Source organism: Rubinisphaera italica, from assembly GCF_007859715.1.
GTDB lineage: Bacteria > Planctomycetota > Planctomycetia > Planctomycetales > Planctomycetaceae > Rubinisphaera > Rubinisphaera italica.
Genome location: NZ_SJPG01000001.1, coordinates 2,633,762 through 2,652,252 on the forward strand (window position 1 = coordinate 2,633,762; position 18,491 = coordinate 2,652,252).

An 18,491-nucleotide genomic window follows, 5' to 3' on the forward strand; every position below is an offset into this window, starting at 1 on the left:
GGCTGTTAAACAAGGATTTCAGATGCAATGTCAATCGATACTACGTCAAAGGAATAAGTCAGGCATCCAGAATGAGTTCGCTTTTGGGATAGGAAATACAGGCGAGGCAGGAACCTTTATCGATATTGATACCAGGTTCAACCCTGCAGCCGACTTCACCTGATTTTACTGCGATCTCACAGGAACCACAACTGCCTGCACGACAGCCTGAGTCGATATTGATACCTGCTTCAAGTGCCAGATCCAGAAGACAATTGTGTGATCCATCCCATGTCAAATTTCGGTTTGATCGATTAAATTGAATCGACAGCGTTTTTTTCGAATCCAGCTTATCGTGCTTGAGTTGAGTCTCGTCTTTGTTGGCGACCTTACTGAGAGTTGCCCGTCCGAATGCTTCCCGATGGATATGATCTTCAGCAACCCCCCAGTCGCGTAAGCCAGTTACGATGGAGTCCATCATTTGAGGTGGACCGCAGATGTAAAAATCCAGATTGGTAACTTTAACGAGACTTTTTATCAAATTGATGTCGATGTGGCCGGATGTGTCATAATCGCGTTCGCAGAGATCATTCTCTCCTGGTTGGCTATAACGGACATGCAGGTGAAAATTCTCGTGCTTCTGTTCCAGTTGTCGCAAATGGTCTCGCATGGCATGATCTTCGCCGCAGCGGACACCGTAAAGAAACCAGACATCATTACCAGTTTCCGATTCCAGAATGGCATTCGCAATACTCAGGACTGGTGTCACTCCAACACCACCGCCAATAAGCACGACGGGTTTACTATTGGCAGGATCGAGTGAAAATTCTCCTCGAGGAGCTTGCAAATCCAGTAGGTCTCCGACGTTAACCTGATCGTGCAAATAATTAGAAATTAAGCCGGGAGGTATATTCGTTCTCGCGGGAGGAGGAACGCGCTTGACCGTAATTCGGTAATACTGCTCTCGCGGGGCTTCCGAGAGTGAGTAGCAGCGCACGACAGATTTCATTTGCCCCTTATTGGGATCTGGCACTTGAAAGCGGAAGGTGACAAATTGGCCTGGAAGATATCGAGGCAGAGGCTTGCCATCGTGAGGGACCAGATAAAAAGAGCAGACATCCCTTGCCTCTTTTATCTTTTTACTCAACTTGAACTTTCGATATCCATTCCAGTGCATCTGCTGAGATTCACGTTGCACTCGGAGCGCCTGAACCGCCGCAATCTGCTCGTCCAGCAATTGGAGAGTCCGTTGCGTACGATGTCTCGCATTGGAATGACTTTGTACTGCAGCAATAATCGACTGCAATAATCGTACAGAAACCAAAGCGACCAGAATGACACCTAAAATTTGCATAAATCGTTACGTCGTAAGTGATACAGTTCAATTCATATCAAGTATAGGTTAATAAATACTGACTATGAATTGAAATGAAAATTAATTCCGCTGCTCTCTCTTATCGGTTTTCCAGAGCAAGATCTCCCAGTTCACTTAACGTGCTGTGTTCCGCTTTTCCACGAATGAACATTGAAATCATTTTGATCAATGAGAGAAGTCATCGGTTAACTACCGAGTCAATCATTGATCAAAAGGCACAAGTCAAATGGTTTATATCATACCAGACACCAAGGTTCCCTTTAGCAGTCAGACTGAGTCAATATTCCACGACCAGCATGTTGCCCGTCACTTTGGGGCGAACTGGTAAAGTTTGCGGGCAAGGCGTTTCGATCATACAAACTCGAAATTTAATGATCGAGTTTCAGTCAGCTATAAATCTGAATATACCGATTTTGCTTTTAACTCTTTGTTTTTCGATATTGCAGTCTGCGCCTGTCCATCCTATGTGAATCGCCTGGGGCAAGTCGCGTTTTTTCATTTGTTCAGGTTCTTAATGACGTCTCTTTCTCATTACAAGACTCTGATTCGCGTATTTGCTTGCTGGAAGGCAGGTTTGTGTACGTTCGTTTTCTTACTGACTGGTTCTGTACCCGCTTTTGCACAGACGGGTGGAGAGGATTCTGAAGGGTTATCGCAGCAGGAATATTCCGCTTTAGCTCAGTATGTCGTCAGCGATAAAGATGAAGTCCTCAAACAGGCGATCGACCAGGCGCATGCCGATTGCTTCAAGAATGATTGCTTCCCCTCTGCGAAGCAATGTGCGGTTTGTCACCCGCAGCATTATCGGGAGTGGTCTGTATCACCTCATGCCTATGCTCAGTTGAGTCCAGTATTCAATGCGATGTCGAATAAATTGAACAAACTCAATAATGGCACTTTGGGAGATTTCTGCATTCGTTGTCATACACCAGTTGGCATGGCGATCAACGAGCCAATGAATATGAGCAATCTGCATCGGCATCCTACTTCCCGGGAAGGTGTGACTTGTGTGGATTGTCATCGGATTAATCAAGCCTGGGGGAAAGGTTCGGGACGACAGGCTTTGGTGCCGGGAGATATTCATCAAGCAGTTTATGGTCCGATTGGCAGTCGGGAATTGAACAAAGTTCTCTCGAATCCCGATCATTACGGCGTCTTGAAAACTCGAGAAGAGCCTGATGTTCGAGGACGCGATATTCACTCCAAATCGTATCGCTTCTTCCAGTTGACGACACCTGGTTTCTGCGGTACGTGTCATGATGTCTTCGCGCCAAACGGCTTCCGGCTTGAAGATGCGTTTTCGGAATTTAAGCATTCCCCTGCTGCTCTGGTCGATGGGCAGAACTGTCAGGATTGCCATATGGGCAAAATTCCTGGGGAGGCAAAGGGGTATTCTTACGGTCCGGCTGCGATTGTCGGGAATACTGCCACCCCGCCCCGTAAGCATTCCAATCACATGATGATCGGGCCGGATTATTCCATCATTCATCGAGGATTGTTTCCACACCACCTGAATGCCATCAAAGAAAAGTACGAAGTCGATTTGATTGACAAGGCGACTGAAGGTGTTGTTCAGGAAACCGGACTCGCCACAATGAAACAATGGCTCTATTTCGATGATGCTGCCGGTTGGGGGAAGCCTGAGTTTGAACGAACGGTTTCAGCAAACAGGCATTTCCCGTCACCCTGGGATAATCCCCAGAAACGAATTGCTGCTCGTAAGATTCTGAACGATCAATATCAATTGCTGGCAGAAGCGACTTCAGCCCGATTACATCTCCTGAGAGTTGGCTATAGGCTGGGCGATGTTGAAGTGCTGCATTGCGATGATGATCATCTTGAATTCAAAGTTCCTGTGATGAACGGCACAACTGGCCACGGTGTGCCAACTGGCTTTGATGCAGAACGGCTTGTATTTTTGCGAGTGCATGTCTGGGATCCCAAAGGACGGCTCGTATTCCAGTCGGGCGATCTCGATCCCAATGGCGATGTTCGCGATAGTCACTCGCTCTATGTCCACAATGGTGAACTTCCATTGGATCGCAGTCTGCTTTCACTTCAGTCTCGCTTTGTCACACGGAATATTCGCGGAGGCGAACGGGAACAGGTGCTCAATGTGCCTTACTCATTAGATCCCCTGCCCTATACGCGGCCGGAAACTCGACCATTTACAGTTCTCGGTCGGCCTCAGGGAGCCAGAAAGCATAAGCAGAATATCGAAGTTTATGGAATCACTCGTGGTCATTATGAACTGGGACGACATCAGATGCAGGGGTGTGGAACATATACGGTTCGAGTGCAATTGATAGCCGGAATGGTTCCCGTCAATCTTGTTCATGAAATCTCAGATGTCGGATTTGACTACTGTATGAGTGCCAGCGATGTGGCTCGAGGTGTCGTTGAAGGGCATCTGGTTTTGCATGAATGCATCAAACAGGTGCAGGTGAAATAGTTCTATCTATGAATCGACGAGATACTCAGATATGGAATAAAGGTTTTCGCAAATTAGCGTTGAGTATAATGCTGCGCGGCTGTGGTTGTTGTCTGGTAATCTCGAGTTTACAGTCGAATATTATCGCAGAGGATTCCCTGGAACTCTTGCCTCTCCCACTACCTCCAGAGAGTGCCAGCGAATTAATCATTCCTGAAGAAGAATTCCAACTCCACGATTTTCATTATTACTCGGGACCGGGCAGCATCAGTCCGTTTGCCCCCCCGGTTCAATACGATCATTCTGTCGTCGAAGAAGAACCTCCTTTGTTCTCGGAATTGAGCGAAGGCTTTCTTCATGCACTGGAATCCCCCGCTGAACCCATGGCTCATCTGTTCGAGCATCTCCTCTGTTCAGAACATGTCGAACCTCATACAGGTTTAGACCGACACGCCATTGGCATTCAACCTGTGCCGGACAGGCCTCCTTTGTTGCTGGAACTCAATGAAGAGTTTCTTGCTCCTGGATTTTTGCGACAGGGAATTGTCACGCCGACTGGTGCAATCTGGCGACCTTCATTGTGGGTGTTTGGTACATTCCGGACAGGCATCAATCATTTCGAGAATGGTGTCTCACCTGATGTGACCGAGTGGGCCAATCGCCTGGATTTGTTTACACAATTAAACCTCTCCGGCACCGAACGAGTCCTGCTCGGATTGCGACCTCTAGATGAACAGAATAACGGCACCCGACAATTTTCCGGATACGATTTCCGCAACAGCAGTGGACTCGATGGCCTGAACGATCAGATTCAGACATTGTTCTTTGAAGGCGACTTTGGAGAAATCTTTCCGTATCTGGATCCATATGATCGCAGGGCACTCGATTATGGTTTTTCAGTCGGTCGTCAGCCGATGTCATTTCAGCAGGGATTGATGATTAATGAAGATCGCATTGACGCATTGACGATCACGCGGAATACACTCAATGGCAACGGTATCCTCAATTATCGGGGCACATTCGTGTATGCCTGGAATGATATTAATCGGGATAACCTCACCGGGCCAAATGTTCTTGGTAACGACAATCAGATGATCGGCTATTTTACAGAAACCGATATTCGTTCCAGTACTATTAATGCCGACTTTGCCTATGTCTGGTCAAATAGCGGAGCGGATGATCTGGCGGTGATGGGCTTAAGTGCTATTCAACGAATTCATGGCTTTGAAAACACCTACAACTCTTCCGCTCATATTCTCGCCTCGTTTCCAACAAATGGAGAAACAAATCTGGCTGGTCAGGGAGAATTGCTTTTTCATCAACTTTCGTGGACCCCGCATCACACAAATGATTTGATTTTCCTCAATACTTTTTGGGGAATCGATCAATTCACATCTGCCTCCCGTGGTCCACTTGGTGGTGGACCACTTGGTCAAACAGGACTCCTGTTTTCGGCAGCCGGTCTGGGTAACTATGGTGCCCCACTCGATAACAATGCGAGTAATGTAATCGGCGGAAGTCTTGGTTATCAGTTATTCTTCTGCGATACACGCGAGCAGATTATCTGGGAAATTGGTGGACGGCAGGATACAGACGGCACGAACGATGCCGCGATCGCAACCGGGATTCGCTATCAGAAAGCCCTCGATCAGCACTGGTTCTTTATCATGGATACCTTCGCTTCCAAACGGGAATCCATCGATCCCGGACATGGAATTCGATTCGAACTGCAATCAAAATTCTAGTTCTACTTGAATTGGAATATTCAGCCTGAGAGTCTCTGTAAAAGTAGATTAGGCTTGAGTCAACCTGTGATGACTGATAAGCTTTTGCTTATTGGATTCTCCCCCCGTTTACTCCTGCCATAAAGTCTTTGCCGTGCAATTATTGAGAATACGCTCATTTATTGGCATGTTGCTACTCACATCGCTGTGGAGTCTCTCAACTCTCAATGCAGAAGACCTCTCTCCGGAAGATGTGACTTTCTTCGAAAACAAAATCCGTCCAGTTCTCGTCAAACATTGTTATGAATGCCACTCAGTTGATTCCACTGAACTGGGTGGCGGCTTAAGGCTCGATACTCGCGATACAGTGATGAGCGGTGGGTTATCTGGACCGGCTCTAGTCCATGGGAAGCCAGAAGAAAGTTTAATCATCCAGGCACTGAGATACGATGGCACAGAAATGCCGCCTGAGGAGCCGCTCCCGGAGGCGATCATCAACGACTTTGTGAATTGGATTTCCCGGAATGCCCCTGATCCGAGAGTTCCTCAGGCGGCTCCAGTTCCTAAGCAAGAGAAAACGGAATCGGATCTCTGGTCGCTGCAACCAGTTGTCGATCACCAAGTCCCAGACGTCAAATTAGTCAATTGGCCTCGGAATGATATCGATCGATTTATACTGGCACGCATTGAATCTACAGGGTTTTCGCCAGTCGAAGAAGCCTCTCCCCGTGTATTGGTTCGTCGCCTCTATTACGATTTAATCGGCTTGCCTCCGACCTTGAAACAGGTCGAGGAATTTGTGACGGACTTTAATAGCCGTGGGCAAGTCGCAGTTCAGAATATCGTTGAAGAATTGCTGGCGAGCCCTCAGTTCGGAGTCCACTGGGGTAGACACTGGCTGGACGTGGCACGTTATGCCGAGTCGAATGGAAATGATGGCTTGAGTCGAAACCCGACTTTTCCTCATGCCTGGCGATATCGTGACTATGTGATTGAATCATTCAATAATGACACGCCTTACAATCAATTTCTGAAAGAACAACTGGCCGGGGATTTACTGCCAGCTGAGAGTGCTGAAATTCGAGACCGATATCTCATCGCGACTGGTTTTCTGGCATTGTCTGCTAAGCCTGCCAAGGCGATGAATAACGATTTTCACATGGATGTCGTCGCCGATCAAATTGATGTTGTTGGACGAGGCTTGATGGGCATCAGTGTTGCCTGTGCCCGGTGTCACGATCACAAATTCGATCCGATACCAACCCGAGACTACTACGCCATGGCAGGCTTATTTACCAGCAGCGAAACAATGTGGGGGCTGGCTGGTAATGAAAAGTTGACAGCTCCACCGACCGACCTGCATGTATTGAAAGCGGCTGAGAAGGTTATGCCACCAGAGGACTTTGTTGAAACTGTCGTGCTGCTGGAGTCGAATACTGGCAAGCCGAAAGCGATTCCGAAACCAAAATGGGAAATCGGAACGCCACTGGCGATGGGCGTTCGAGATAATAAAGAACCGGCTGACTGCAAAATTAATATCAATGGAGATTCCAAAAAGCTTGGCGAGGTTGTTCCACGGGGATTTCTTTCAGCTTGCCAAATTGATGAAGCGTCGCATTTAGGAATTGATTCCGCTACCAGTGGGCGTTTGCAGTTGGCAGAGTGGATGACTCATGAGAATCATCCACTGACTTCCCGTGTGATGGTCAACCGAATCTGGCAGCATCTTTTTGGCGAAGGAATCGTCCGCACTCCAGATGATTTTGGGAAATATGGAGAACCTCCCACGCATCCGCAATTGCTCGACCATCTGGCTATTCGTTTTCAGAAAAATGGCTGGTCAGTCAAGCAAATGATTCGAGAGATCATTTTGAGTCGAACGTACCAGCTGAGTAGCAATGTCGATTCTCAACTTCTCAAAGGGGATGAGGAAAATAAATTACTGGCCCGACACAATCGCAGCAGGCTGACCGCCGAAGAGCTTAGGGACAGCATACTGTTACTCAGTGGTCAACTCGATATGACTCCGGGAGAAGGATCGCTGATTCGTCATCGAGATATATTGGTCAATTTGGCTGGCAACCTCCATCAGCCTAATCGGCATCGCAGTGTTTACCTATGTTATTTGAGAAATTCACCTCCACCAGAACTGGCTGCATTTAATCTGCCAGAGTTCACGTCCGTGACGGGAAAACGAGATGACAGCATTGTCCCAGGTCAGGCATTGTATCTCTACAACAATTCTTTTGTCATTCAACAAGCCGAACAGTTCGCGAAGATTCTTTTGGATTCCGATACAACTTCCTCAGAACGAGTTAATCTTACCTTTGAGAAGATCCTGTGCCGAAGTCCCAGTGCCGATGAAATGCAGGCTTCTCTGGAATTGATCGATTTCACTCAGACAGAAACCCAGAATGAGTTGAAATCATGGAGCAGTTTTTGTCAGTCTTTGTTGATGACGAACGAGTTTCGCTACATTGATTAGCGGGCAAATGTGACAATAATTTTTCAAACTAATATGATATCGAGCCATCATTATGACACATTCTCGTCGAAGCATGTTGCAAACCGTTTCCTGTGGTTTTGGATATCTGGCTTTGCAGGCATTGTGCGGGCAACCCGCTCAGGCTGAGAGTTCGGGAAGAAGTCTTTCTGCGAAGACACCACAATTGCCTGCCCGGGCTAAGCGTGTCATTTTTCTCTGTATGAGTGGCGGGCCGGCTCACATGGACACGTTCGATTACAAACCACAAACCGGTGACAAACCGCATCCCGGCTCCGCGTTTGAATTCAAGCAATATGGGGAAAGCGGTCTCCCGATATCCGAGTTGCTTCCTGAGACCGCTCGTCATGCCGACGACTTGTGCGTGATCAATGGGATGCATGCCGACACGACAATTCATGCCCAGTCCTTCCTGCAACTCCATACGGGAGACCGCCTGCGAGAACGCCCCAGCCTGGGAAGCTGGATCACTTACGGCCTCGGCACAGAGAATCAGAATTTGCCGGGGTTTCTCAGTTTTAACACGTCGAAAAGTTCCATTTATTCCAGTTCGTTTCTCCCCTCGATTTATAATGGGACCCCCATCGGCGTTAACGGCGAAAGTATGGCACAAGCGACCATAAGTAATGTCACCAGTACGCATTTGCCCTATTCGTCAAAAGAAAAGCAGCTCGATTTCGTTCAGCAAATGAATCAACAACATGTGCTTGAGCGTCCGGGGGATCAGCAACTCGAAAGTGTCATCGAATCGATGGAACTCGGCTTCCGCATGCAAATGTCCGCTCCCGATCTGCTCGATTTGAGTTCAGAAACAAAAGCGACTCTGGAGCGTTATCGTGTTGGCCAGAATACAGAACAGATTGGAACCTGCAAGCCCAGCGATTTTGGTCGTCAGTGCCTGTTAGCCAGACGTTTTGCGGAAGCGGGGGTGAGGTTTATCGAAGTGAATCACGGCAGTTGGGATCAGCATAAAAATCATCGTCGCGATTTGACCGCGAATTGCAATGCGACTGACGCCCCTGTCGCCGCACTGCTCGAGGATCTTAAATTACGAGGCATGCTTGATGACACTCTTGTCGTTTGGGGAGGAGAATTCGGACGCCCTGGTATCACACCCGGAAATAAAAAAGATGAAACCGGTCACAACTCTCGTGGTTTCACCTTCTGGATGGCTGGAGCGGGTGTCAAAGGGGGGTACGTTCATGGAAAGACCGATGATACAGGAGCGAGGGCGGTCGAAGGAAAAGTCCACTTCCGTGACCTGCATGCAACGATGCTGAATGCTTTAGGATTACCACCAAACGACTTGAAATACTGGCACGCCGGTCGAGACCATCGTCTGACTGGTCCAGAAGGTGGCAAGGTTGTGACGGAACTGTTTGCCTAAAGTTGTGCGTATCGCCAGTTGAAGTTATCTCTCAGTGTATCATTTGATAAACGGTCAGTATGAAATCTTGTCACGCTTTTCTGTTGTTGATCACCTTAGTTTGTGTCTCTGCGAACGAACTTCTGGCAAAGAAGACGAGCGAACAAAAGCGTCCACCTAATGTGCTGTTTATCGCGGTCGATGATCTGGCCTGTACGCTGGGATGTTATGGAGATCTGATTGCAAAAACCCCGAATATTGATCGACTGGCGGCCAGTGGAGTCTGTTTTCTGAGGGCCTATAATCAACTTCCGTTGTGCAATCCGACTCGGGCCTCGATCATGACGGGCTTACGGCCCGATACCATTAAGGTTTACGATCTCGATCGACATTTTCGAGATGAAGTTCCGGATGTGGTCACCCTGCCCCAAGCCTTTCAAAACGCCGGATATTTTGCGGCTCGGGTTGGAAAAATCTATCACTACAATGTCCCAGCCGCTATTGGGACAGATGGCTTTGATGATCCGCCATCCTGGAATCAAACGGTCAATCCGAAAGGTCGGGATAAAGCTGAGGAAGCTTTAATCTATAATGCGGAACCACATCGAAAAATCAGTGGAGCTTTGAGCTGGCTGGCAGCTGAAGGAGAGGACACCGAGCAAACCGATGGAATGATTGCGTCCGAAGCGATCAAGCTCATGCAGGAAAGGCAAAAGGAACCTTTCTTCCTGGGGGTTGGCTTCTTTCGGCCTCACACGCCTTATGTCGCTCCCAAAAAGTATTTTGACATGTACCCGGTGGAGACGCTTCGGCTCCCTTTTGCACCTCAAGGGGACCGTGACGATATCCCCACTGCTGCATTCGCGCACAATTGCCCGGTTCCTAATTACAACCTTGATGAAGCAACTTTATTAAAGGCGACTCAGGCTTATTATGCCTGTGTCAGTTTTATTGATGCTCAGGTCGGGCGATTGTTAAATGCACTCGATGCACTCGAGTTGACTGACAATACAATTGTCGTTTTCTGGAGTGATCACGGTTATCATCTCGGTGAACACAATGGCGTTTGGCAGAAACGAACTCTGTTTGAACAGGGAGCAAGAGCTCCATTAATCATCCGAAATCCTTCTTCAAAAGGCAGCGGACCTTGCCAGCGAATTGTGGAATTTGTTGATCTCTATCCAACATTAACGGAACTGGCAGGAATACAATCTCCAGAAGGACTGGAAGGTCGAAGTTTGAGCCCTTTATTGAATGATCCACTTTCTGACTGGGAGGGTTATGCGATCACACAGGTTTTGCGGCCAGCCGATGATCGGCTCCCGGAGCAAGTCATGGGATGCAGTATTCGAACGGAACGATATCGTTTTACAGAATGGGGAGAAGGCAAATACGGCTCTGAACTTTACGATCATCATGCCGATCCGGGAGAATTCAATAATCTGGCGATTCAACCAGATGTTCAATCGAAGACAATTATGGAGAAACTTCGTCCGTTATTGCGAGCACGAGCCTCTGGGAAAACTCCGAAAGTGCCTGTCAATCCAGAACGTCTTTGATCACTTTGGCTGAATTGCCTCTGGAAAAACTGCTCATTCATTCCTAGGATAAAAGAACAGTCCCAACGCTCGCTTTTACTGATCGCAATAAATTCAACGGAGTTTTGAATGTCTTACGGATTGAAGTTCACATGTCTGGCATTGATTCTGAGTTTTCAGACCGCTGCTGTGGCGGAAAACTGGCCCCACTGGCGAGGAGAAGCAGGTAATGGAGTTTCGACCACCGCGACCCCTCCATCCAGTTGGTCAGACTCTGATCATATCAAATGGAAAGTGGCAGTTCCTGGAAGGGGTTCGAGCTCTCCGATCATCTGGAAAGATCGGGTCTATGTAACTTCCGCTGAAGAAATTGATCGAAGTGCAGCTGGCTTGCCTATGTTTCGATTCGTGACCCTATGTTATAACCGCAGCAATGGTGAATTGGTTTGGCAGAAGACTGCTATCGAAGCCCAGCCTCACGAGAGAACGCATCAAACCAATGGATTTGCCTCAGCTTCACCATGTACCGATGGAACACACCTCTACGTTTCATTTGGCTCGCGCGGCTTGTATTGCTACACACTGGATGGCGAGTTGGTCTGGAAAAAAATGTTGGGCCAGATGCAAACTCGAAATATGTTCGGTGAAGGGAGTTCACCAACCTTGGCAGGCAACAAGTTGATTGTTCCCTGGGATCACGAAGGGCAATCGTATTTGTTTGCTCTGGATAAAAAGACAGGCGAAACGATCTGGAAAGTGGAGCGGGATGAACCAACCTGCTGGGCAACGCCGCTAATTGTGGAACATGCTGGTCAGCAACAGATTATCATGAACGGCGAAAATTATGCCCGTGCTTACGATCTTGAAACCGGGAAAGAATTGTGGCGTTGTGGAGGCCAGACACAACGTCCAGTCGCCTCACCCGTGCAGCTGGATGGACTGGTTATTGTTGGAAGTGGATTCCGAGGCGCATTTGTCGGAGCCTTTGAACTGGATGGAACGGGAGATATCGGCGGGACCGACAATGTCGTCTGGTCACGAGATCGTGACACGCCCGATATCGCTTCGCTACTCCTGACCGAAGGACGACTCTACTACTACAAAGCAAAAACCGGACTTCTCACCTGCGTTGATGCGAAAACCGGCGAACCCTATTACAGTACAGAACGCATCGGGCTAAGCAACATCTACGCCTCACCAGTTGCAACTCCAGATTACATTTATCTTTCTGATCGCGATGGCACCACCGTTGTGATTGAGAATTCTCCTGAACTAAAAATCGTCTCAACGAACAGTCTTGGAGAAACAATCGATGCAACACCCTCCCCTGTCGATGATCAACTTTTCATCCGTGGAGACAAGCATCTGTTTTGCATCTCTGATTGAGTGACTACGGTTTCTTTAAGTTATAAATCGAATCTATTGGGACTTTTCTTCGGGGTGCGGAGCCGTTTGGAAGTTCTTTTTTAAGACGGTCTTTCACTTCCTGATAGGCTGTTCCACCGGCTAGATTCTTGAACTCATTGGGATCTGCATTTAAGTCATACAATTCTTCAAAGCCGTCGGCATAATGTATGTAGCGATATTGTGTGTCGGAAATCGCATGCGAAGGGGTTTGATCACTTCCGAAACAGTGTGATGTTAATGAGAGCCTGTTCGTTAGTTCTTCTGGTTTCCGGATTTGTGGAACCAGTGAAACTCCTTCACATTGTTCAGGTATAGGTAAGTCTGCCAGTTCGCACAGGGTTGGAAAAAGATCTGTCAGAGTGGTTGGTTGCTGGCAGGTCTGTCCATCGGCACTCATCTCCGGAGCATGAATGAAGAGCGGAACGCGGGTTGTCTGGTCCCAGAGACAGAATTTCTCCCAGTTCTCTTTTTCCCCGATATGAAATCCATGATCCGTCCAGAGAACAACGATTGTATTCTCTTTCAATGGAGAGGCATCAAGGGCATCGAGCAATCGGCCAAGTTGATGATCGGTATAACTGATGCATGCCAGATAGCCCTGCATAAACTTTTTCCATTGTCCGTTATCAGTGACCCATTTGTGCCAGTGTTGTCGTTCCGGAATTCTGGCATCATCGAGATCGTCCTCCCGGTGAGCTGGCAGTTGTATGGATTCCAATGGATGCATATCGAAATAGGCTTGAGGAACTTCAAATGGGATATGCGGACGAAACAAGCCCACGGCCAGGAAAAGTGGTTTCTGATGTGATTTGGAAAGCTGTTCAGCAGCCCAGTCGACAACCATGTGATCCCCCGTTTGTTCATCAGGCACCTGCAACGGTTTGGCTCCAAATAACTGATAGCGACCGCCTAAAGGACGACCGGGAGTTAAACCTGATTTTTCATCGGAAATCAATTCAGGGCGTGGCCAGTCTTTGGAAATGGGATCGAGCGGATCTCCACGATATTCGTCCCAGACATTCGGATCATTCTGAGAGTCTCCAGGAGTCCACTGCAGTGTATGAAAGAGCTTGCCTCCACCAACTGCGTAGTAACCATGATCTCTAAAATGTTGAGAGATGGTTGTCGCATTTTTCAGTTTCGGGGATTCATCTCTCCAGCGTGGTCCGTGGGCTTTAAACAAATTCGTATAAATTCCCGAACTCACTGAATGGACTCCTGTCATCACTGCAACCCGGGAAGGATGACAGGCCGGAGCCGCACAATGGGCATTTGCAAAAGTGACACTCCGTCGGGCCAGCCTTTCAAAATTCGGAGTTTTAACGCCAGGTTGGTTATCAAGCGGAGAGATGTAATCGTTCAGATCATCGATCGCGATAAAAAGAACATTGGGCTTAGGCTGCTCTGCGTGCAATTGCTGGCAGCCGATAATGAACACGCATAATGTACCAAGACATATCCGATTCATAGTTTCTTTCATGGATTATTACTCTGCCGATATTAATCTTTTTATGTCACAAGCCTTCAACTTTTATTCAGGCTTAGGTTTGTGATCGTGCATTTCTCCATGGTGATGTTTCATATGTTCGGGGAGGTGTTTGCCACCCGATTCCAGAAATGCATGCAGGTCCAGTATCTCGTCCTGTGTTAATACATTAATCAGACCAGTTGGCATGGGTGAGACCTTGGAAATGATCATTTCATCGACTTGCTTTTTCGGGAGCACTGTCAACGATTTTGGGTTCAGAAGATTTGTGGCGATATGATAAGCCTTGTCATCTTCTTTCATGATCACGCCAATAATCACACGACCTTCGTCGGTGATGAACTGTGTATTACGGAACTTTTCATTGATTTCGCTGGAGGGTTCTATGATTTGTTGGAGCAACTTACGGCCTTTCAGCTTTTTGACTGATTCCAGTAAATCCGGTCCCAGGTTCACACCATGACCTGCGACCACATGACACTGATTACACTTTGCTTTGACAAAAGCTGTCATCCCGCGAATATCCGTGGCTGCTTCAGCCGGACGATTTATGGGGACATTTTCAAAGTCGGAAAACTTCCATTCTTGAACCGTTTTTGGCTGGCTGGCAGCGAGCATCTGTTGAGCCTCAGCTTCGTTCGAAGCGACGACCATTAAGCCATTCATCACAATCCAGTGGCCTGGGAATGTACACACATATGGATAGACACCCGGCTCTTCAGGAGCGTTAAATCGCAAGACATCGATTTGTTTGGAGCGGTTAGGGCCGACCATGGATGTATTTTGAAGGATCAGGTCCATCTTTTCACGTGGGATAAAGTCGGACTTGGCATTGCGTGGATCTTTCGCCATTTCATTGGCAGCCATGCCGACTTCAGCCAGCGCGCCAGGTTTGACGATGACCAGATTGTGATCGGTTGCATCAGGATTTGTGAAAACTAATTTGACGGGTTGTCCCGGTTGGACGTTAAAATCCGTTATCGTGAACAGCATGCGTTCGGGAACGGTGGAGATCGTGAGAGACTTCAGATTTTTCTGCTGGTCAAATTTTCTCTGAATTTTAGTGGGTTTCGGTTCCCTAATGACTTTCTCGCGAGCGGCCTGTCTCATAAGACGAGCTATGTCATACTCGGGATGATTTTCCCAGTAAGGACGCAACGCTGCAGAGCCCATTGCGGTGAGGATACCGTATTCCGTATGGGCCTTCATTGGATGTTTGAAAACATCAAGCACAGCCTTAAAGGATTCTTCTGTTCCAAGGTAACTGGCTGCGATAGCCGCTTCCATTCGCACGATGGCATTGGCATCATTGGCCGCATTATTCAGTAAGGTTGCGGAATCATCCATATCAGAACTGACATATCGCAACTGCTGAGTTGCTGCCGCCCGGGCGTGATGATCGTCACAGCTGAGTAGATCACGCAATAAATCGAAACGATCGAAACTGCCGTTACGACTCATCCAAAGTGCTTCAAGTTGATGATGGCGATAACGAGGATCGCTCTGGTCGAGATTGTCCAGCCATGCGGTCAACTCCCGTTGAACATCTGCAGCATCACGACTGCGTAACTCCCGTCGTACCCAATAACGAAGTCGCGATTCCGGGCGTTTGAGTAAGTCCAACAAATCTGGAATCGTCGAGGAGGCGATATCAGGAGAATCGACTTCCGGCATCACTTTCGGGATGATTCTCCAGATTCGTCCCGAGTTTCGATCGCGGCGTTCATCTCGCAGGGAATACTGCATGTGCCCTTTGATTGGGTTGTACCAGTCACAAATATAAAGAGCGGCATCGGGGCCATAACGGAGATCGACTGGGATGAAACTCAGATTGGTCGAAAAGAGTAAGTCGCCGATGTATTCCTCTTCGTAGCCGAAGTCCCGTTGATGCCAGCGATGAAATTCGATGCGATTCGTTGGCTTGTAACGAGCTTTGACGAAGCAGCCTTGAAGATCAGCCGGATATCCAGGGACATCGATAAATTCATGTCCACATGTTCCAGAGTAAGCCTGTAGGTCCTTTGGCCTTGGATGTTGTTGAGGATATTCAGGATCGGTTGCATGAAATGCAGCTGCATAAATCGGATGGCTGGCGACATGCTGGCCCCAGTCATCAAATGTGACGCCCCATGGATTTGTGCTGGGATAGGTTCCAAAACTGGTTAATCGATGATCGCGTGGCTGAAAACGGAACCAGCCGCTGTTCTGCTGCCGGACTGGTCCATAAGGTGTTTCCACTTGCGAGTGATGAAAGATCGATTCGCGAAAAATGAGATCCCCTTCCGGCGACCAGATAAAGTCGTGTAAAGAATGATGGGAATCTTCCGTACCGAAGCCGGTAAGCAGAATTTCCTTTTTGTCGGCTTTCAGGTCTCCATCGATATCCCGCAAGAGTGATAATTGCGGTTGCTCCGAGACGTAAACACCTTCTTTGCCTAAAACAAATGAGAGCGGGATATGGAGGTTATCTGCAAACACGGTGGACTTATCGGCTCGTCCATCATGGTCGGTATCTTCCAGAACAACCAGTCGATCATTCGGCTCCTGCCCCGGATAGACGTGGGGATAAGTCGTCGAACAACTGACCCACAATCTGCCCTGGGCATCCCAACGCATTTGGATTGGATTGGCGATTTCAGGAAACTCTTCTTCTCCTGCGAACAGATTGATCTCAAAGCGGGGATCAACCTGAAAGGCTTTCATTTCCTCGGCTGCGGTCATCCACTGGTTAGCTCCGCGTGATTCATCAACAGGAGGAAGTTGCGGCAGTTGACTGTCGTCGACTGTAATCTTTTCAGTTTTGCCCTGCATGAAATTCCAGATGGCCTGATCTCGATTTGCGACCATCAAATCGAAATTTCTCATCGCCGGGAGGAAGTCGAGATAGCCGTAGGTTTTATTTCGACCACCTGTGTAGTAGAAGGTATTGAGAGGACGAAAGCGGCGGAAATACTGACGGTTCTTATCAATTACCGCCTGCCTGAGAGACTCATTGATTTGTGGAGCATCAATTCCAAATGTTTCTTCAAAGAGTAGTCCAGATATGAATTTGTCACCGGCTTCATTCAGATGCACTCCATTTATCGTCAGATCGGTTTCAGGATCTGACATTGCCTCTGTCGATTTTGCATAGAGGTTCACAAACCCGACTTGCTGCTCTTTGGCAACTTCCTGCATGATGGCGGTGTATTGTTTGAGACGATCATTATTCAATGAGGCGGCATTGACTGCAGAAATGTCCTCGTTGCTTGTTGGTGATACGAGAATGATTTTCGGAGCCGACTGGCTATTGTAAGCCTTCGATTTGAGATTCTTCAGATACTCAGATAATTGTTCTCGAAACTTATTGAGACCATCTTCACCGGCAAAGGATTCATTGAATCCAAATGCGGCAAAGATGACATCTGCTTTTTCATGGAGCAGGTGCTGTTCGGTGTCGGCAAAATTATCGGGACGTGGTTGCAGCGAGATTTCATCAGCCGACCAGGCCAGATGGCGAACTTTGAGTTGATGCTCCGGAAAATACTGATGCAGCATCGATTCAAAATGTCCGAAGTTCTGATTGCGTTCGAAGAGCGTATTGCCAATCAAAGCAATTGAAGTATGAGGCTTCAAACTCAGAGGCAGTGTCGTTTCAATCGGAGTCGCCTCTTCCGGACGGGGAGCGGTGTTGGCGTAAATGCCAAATCGATCGAATTGATTCTCGCTCGATTCATTTTGAGCTTGAACACGCAGATGGCTTGAAACGAAAATAACGCAGGTTAACAGCAGAAAAGATTTTGCAAACTTCATCTGTGCAGACTTCTTTCGGAATGTTTTTCGATTCGTTAAGAATCGATGTCACCAAATAGTGGCATGTGTGTTCGTTGATGTATGAGAGTCTGCATCCTAATACAACGACTTCGCAATTTCATCTCTTCGGGGAAGAAACGACGAGACGTATTTCAATAAAAAAACAGAGCCACAAATTTGTGGCTCTGTTTGATCTATTCCAAGATTATTGCTCAGGTATCAATGAGCGTGATCATGGTCATGATCGTCGTGGTCGTGAGTGACTGTTCCGCGGAATGATTTTCCGTTGATCATCAGCACGAGTGTCGGTGCTGCTCCTTCTTCATCCAGATGAGTTGCAAGCTCTGCATCGCTGGAAACAAATTTTGAGGATTTGCCTTCAGGATCATTCGCATCGGGAGTTGCAGCCAGCTTGAACTGTTCGGGAGTTCCATCGTGTTTAACATTGATGGTGACTTCGGTTGCTTCAATCGGCTCGGCTTCGGTTGCTGAGGCATTCAGAACATAAATCGTAACGGTTCCAGCGGCATCATCGTGGACCAGTTCGGCATGATATTCTTCATTCCCCAGTTCGATCAGACTCCCATGATGGGGACCTTCGCTCGGGTGAGCATGATCGCCATGATCGTGGTCGTCATGGTCGTCATGTCCTGATTCTGATTCTGTTGTATTCGTACCTTCAGTTCCAGGCTGGGGAGTGCAACCCAGAAATCCGAAACTGAGGACAGTGGCAGCGATCATCATTTTTGTCGTGTGAAATTTCATTCTTATCTCCTGAAGATGTTTTTACTCAAAATTGAGTTTAGTTTTTAACGGGTCTAGAGTATTTTCAAAAATGAACTGCAGCGTACGGCAGGAGCAAACTCAGTGTTTTACTATCATTTGATGAC

10 protein-coding genes are annotated in these 18,491 nt (G+C 47.8%); 6 read left to right on the top strand and 4 right to left on the bottom strand.

What is annotated here, in order from left to right; genetic code table 11:
• Positions 1-58: 58 nt before the first annotated feature.
• Positions 59-1,333 carry a 2Fe-2S iron-sulfur cluster-binding protein gene (locus Pan54_RS09990; RefSeq protein WP_146503350.1) on the bottom strand — a complete coding sequence of 425 codons (1,275 nt, stop codon included), beginning with the start codon at positions 1,331-1,333 and terminating at the stop codon, positions 59-61.
• Positions 1,334-1,868: 535 nt separating this feature from the next.
• Here Pan54_RS09990 and Pan54_RS09995 point away from each other — a divergent pair.
• From Pan54_RS09995 to Pan54_RS10020, 6 genes are all read left to right on the top strand, one after another.
• Positions 1,869-3,806 carry a multiheme c-type cytochrome gene (locus tag Pan54_RS09995; protein WP_146503351.1) on the top strand — a complete coding sequence of 646 codons (1,938 nt, stop codon included), beginning with the start codon at positions 1,869-1,871 and terminating at the stop codon, positions 3,804-3,806.
• A gap of 146 nt (positions 3,807-3,952) precedes the next feature.
• Positions 3,953-5,530: a hypothetical protein gene (locus Pan54_RS10000; protein ID WP_146503352.1), complete on the top strand. Its 1,578-nt coding sequence runs from the start codon at positions 3,953-3,955 to the stop codon at positions 5,528-5,530.
• Between the two features lie 166 nt (positions 5,531-5,696).
• Positions 5,697-7,994, top strand: coding sequence for a PSD1 and planctomycete cytochrome C domain-containing protein (locus Pan54_RS10005; protein ID WP_146503353.1), 2,298 nt, complete (start codon positions 5,697-5,699; stop codon positions 7,992-7,994).
• A gap of 52 nt (positions 7,995-8,046) precedes the next feature.
• Positions 8,047-9,399, top strand: a complete 1,353-nt coding sequence (locus tag Pan54_RS10010) for a DUF1501 domain-containing protein (protein ID WP_146503354.1) — start codon at positions 8,047-8,049, stop codon at positions 9,397-9,399.
• Positions 9,400-9,458: 59 nt separating this feature from the next.
• Entirely contained in the window at positions 9,459-10,937 is a 1,479-nt protein-coding gene (locus tag Pan54_RS10015) for a sulfatase (RefSeq protein ID WP_146503355.1), read from the top strand.
• Positions 10,938-11,045: 108 nt separating this feature from the next.
• Positions 11,046-12,302 carry a PQQ-binding-like beta-propeller repeat protein gene (locus Pan54_RS10020; RefSeq protein WP_146503356.1) on the top strand — a complete coding sequence of 419 codons (1,257 nt, stop codon included), beginning with the start codon at positions 11,046-11,048 and terminating at the stop codon, positions 12,300-12,302.
• A 4-nt stretch (positions 12,303-12,306) separates the two neighbouring features.
• Here the strand turns inward: Pan54_RS10020 and Pan54_RS10025 are convergent, their stop codons facing one another.
• From Pan54_RS10025 to Pan54_RS10035, 3 genes are all read right to left on the bottom strand, one after another.
• Positions 12,307-13,791 (bottom strand): sulfatase, encoded by a 1,485-nt coding sequence (locus tag Pan54_RS10025; RefSeq protein ID WP_165441697.1) that lies wholly within the window; start codon positions 13,789-13,791, stop codon positions 12,307-12,309.
• A 63-nt stretch (positions 13,792-13,854) separates the two neighbouring features.
• Positions 13,855-17,601 (bottom strand): PVC-type heme-binding CxxCH protein, encoded by a 3,747-nt coding sequence (locus tag Pan54_RS10030; RefSeq protein WP_146503358.1) that lies wholly within the window; start codon positions 17,599-17,601, stop codon positions 13,855-13,857.
• 219 nt (positions 17,602-17,820) lie between these two features.
• Positions 17,821-18,366, bottom strand: coding sequence for a hypothetical protein (locus Pan54_RS10035; protein WP_207310098.1), 546 nt, complete (start codon positions 18,364-18,366; stop codon positions 17,821-17,823).
• Between the last annotated feature and the right edge of the window lie 125 nt (positions 18,367-18,491).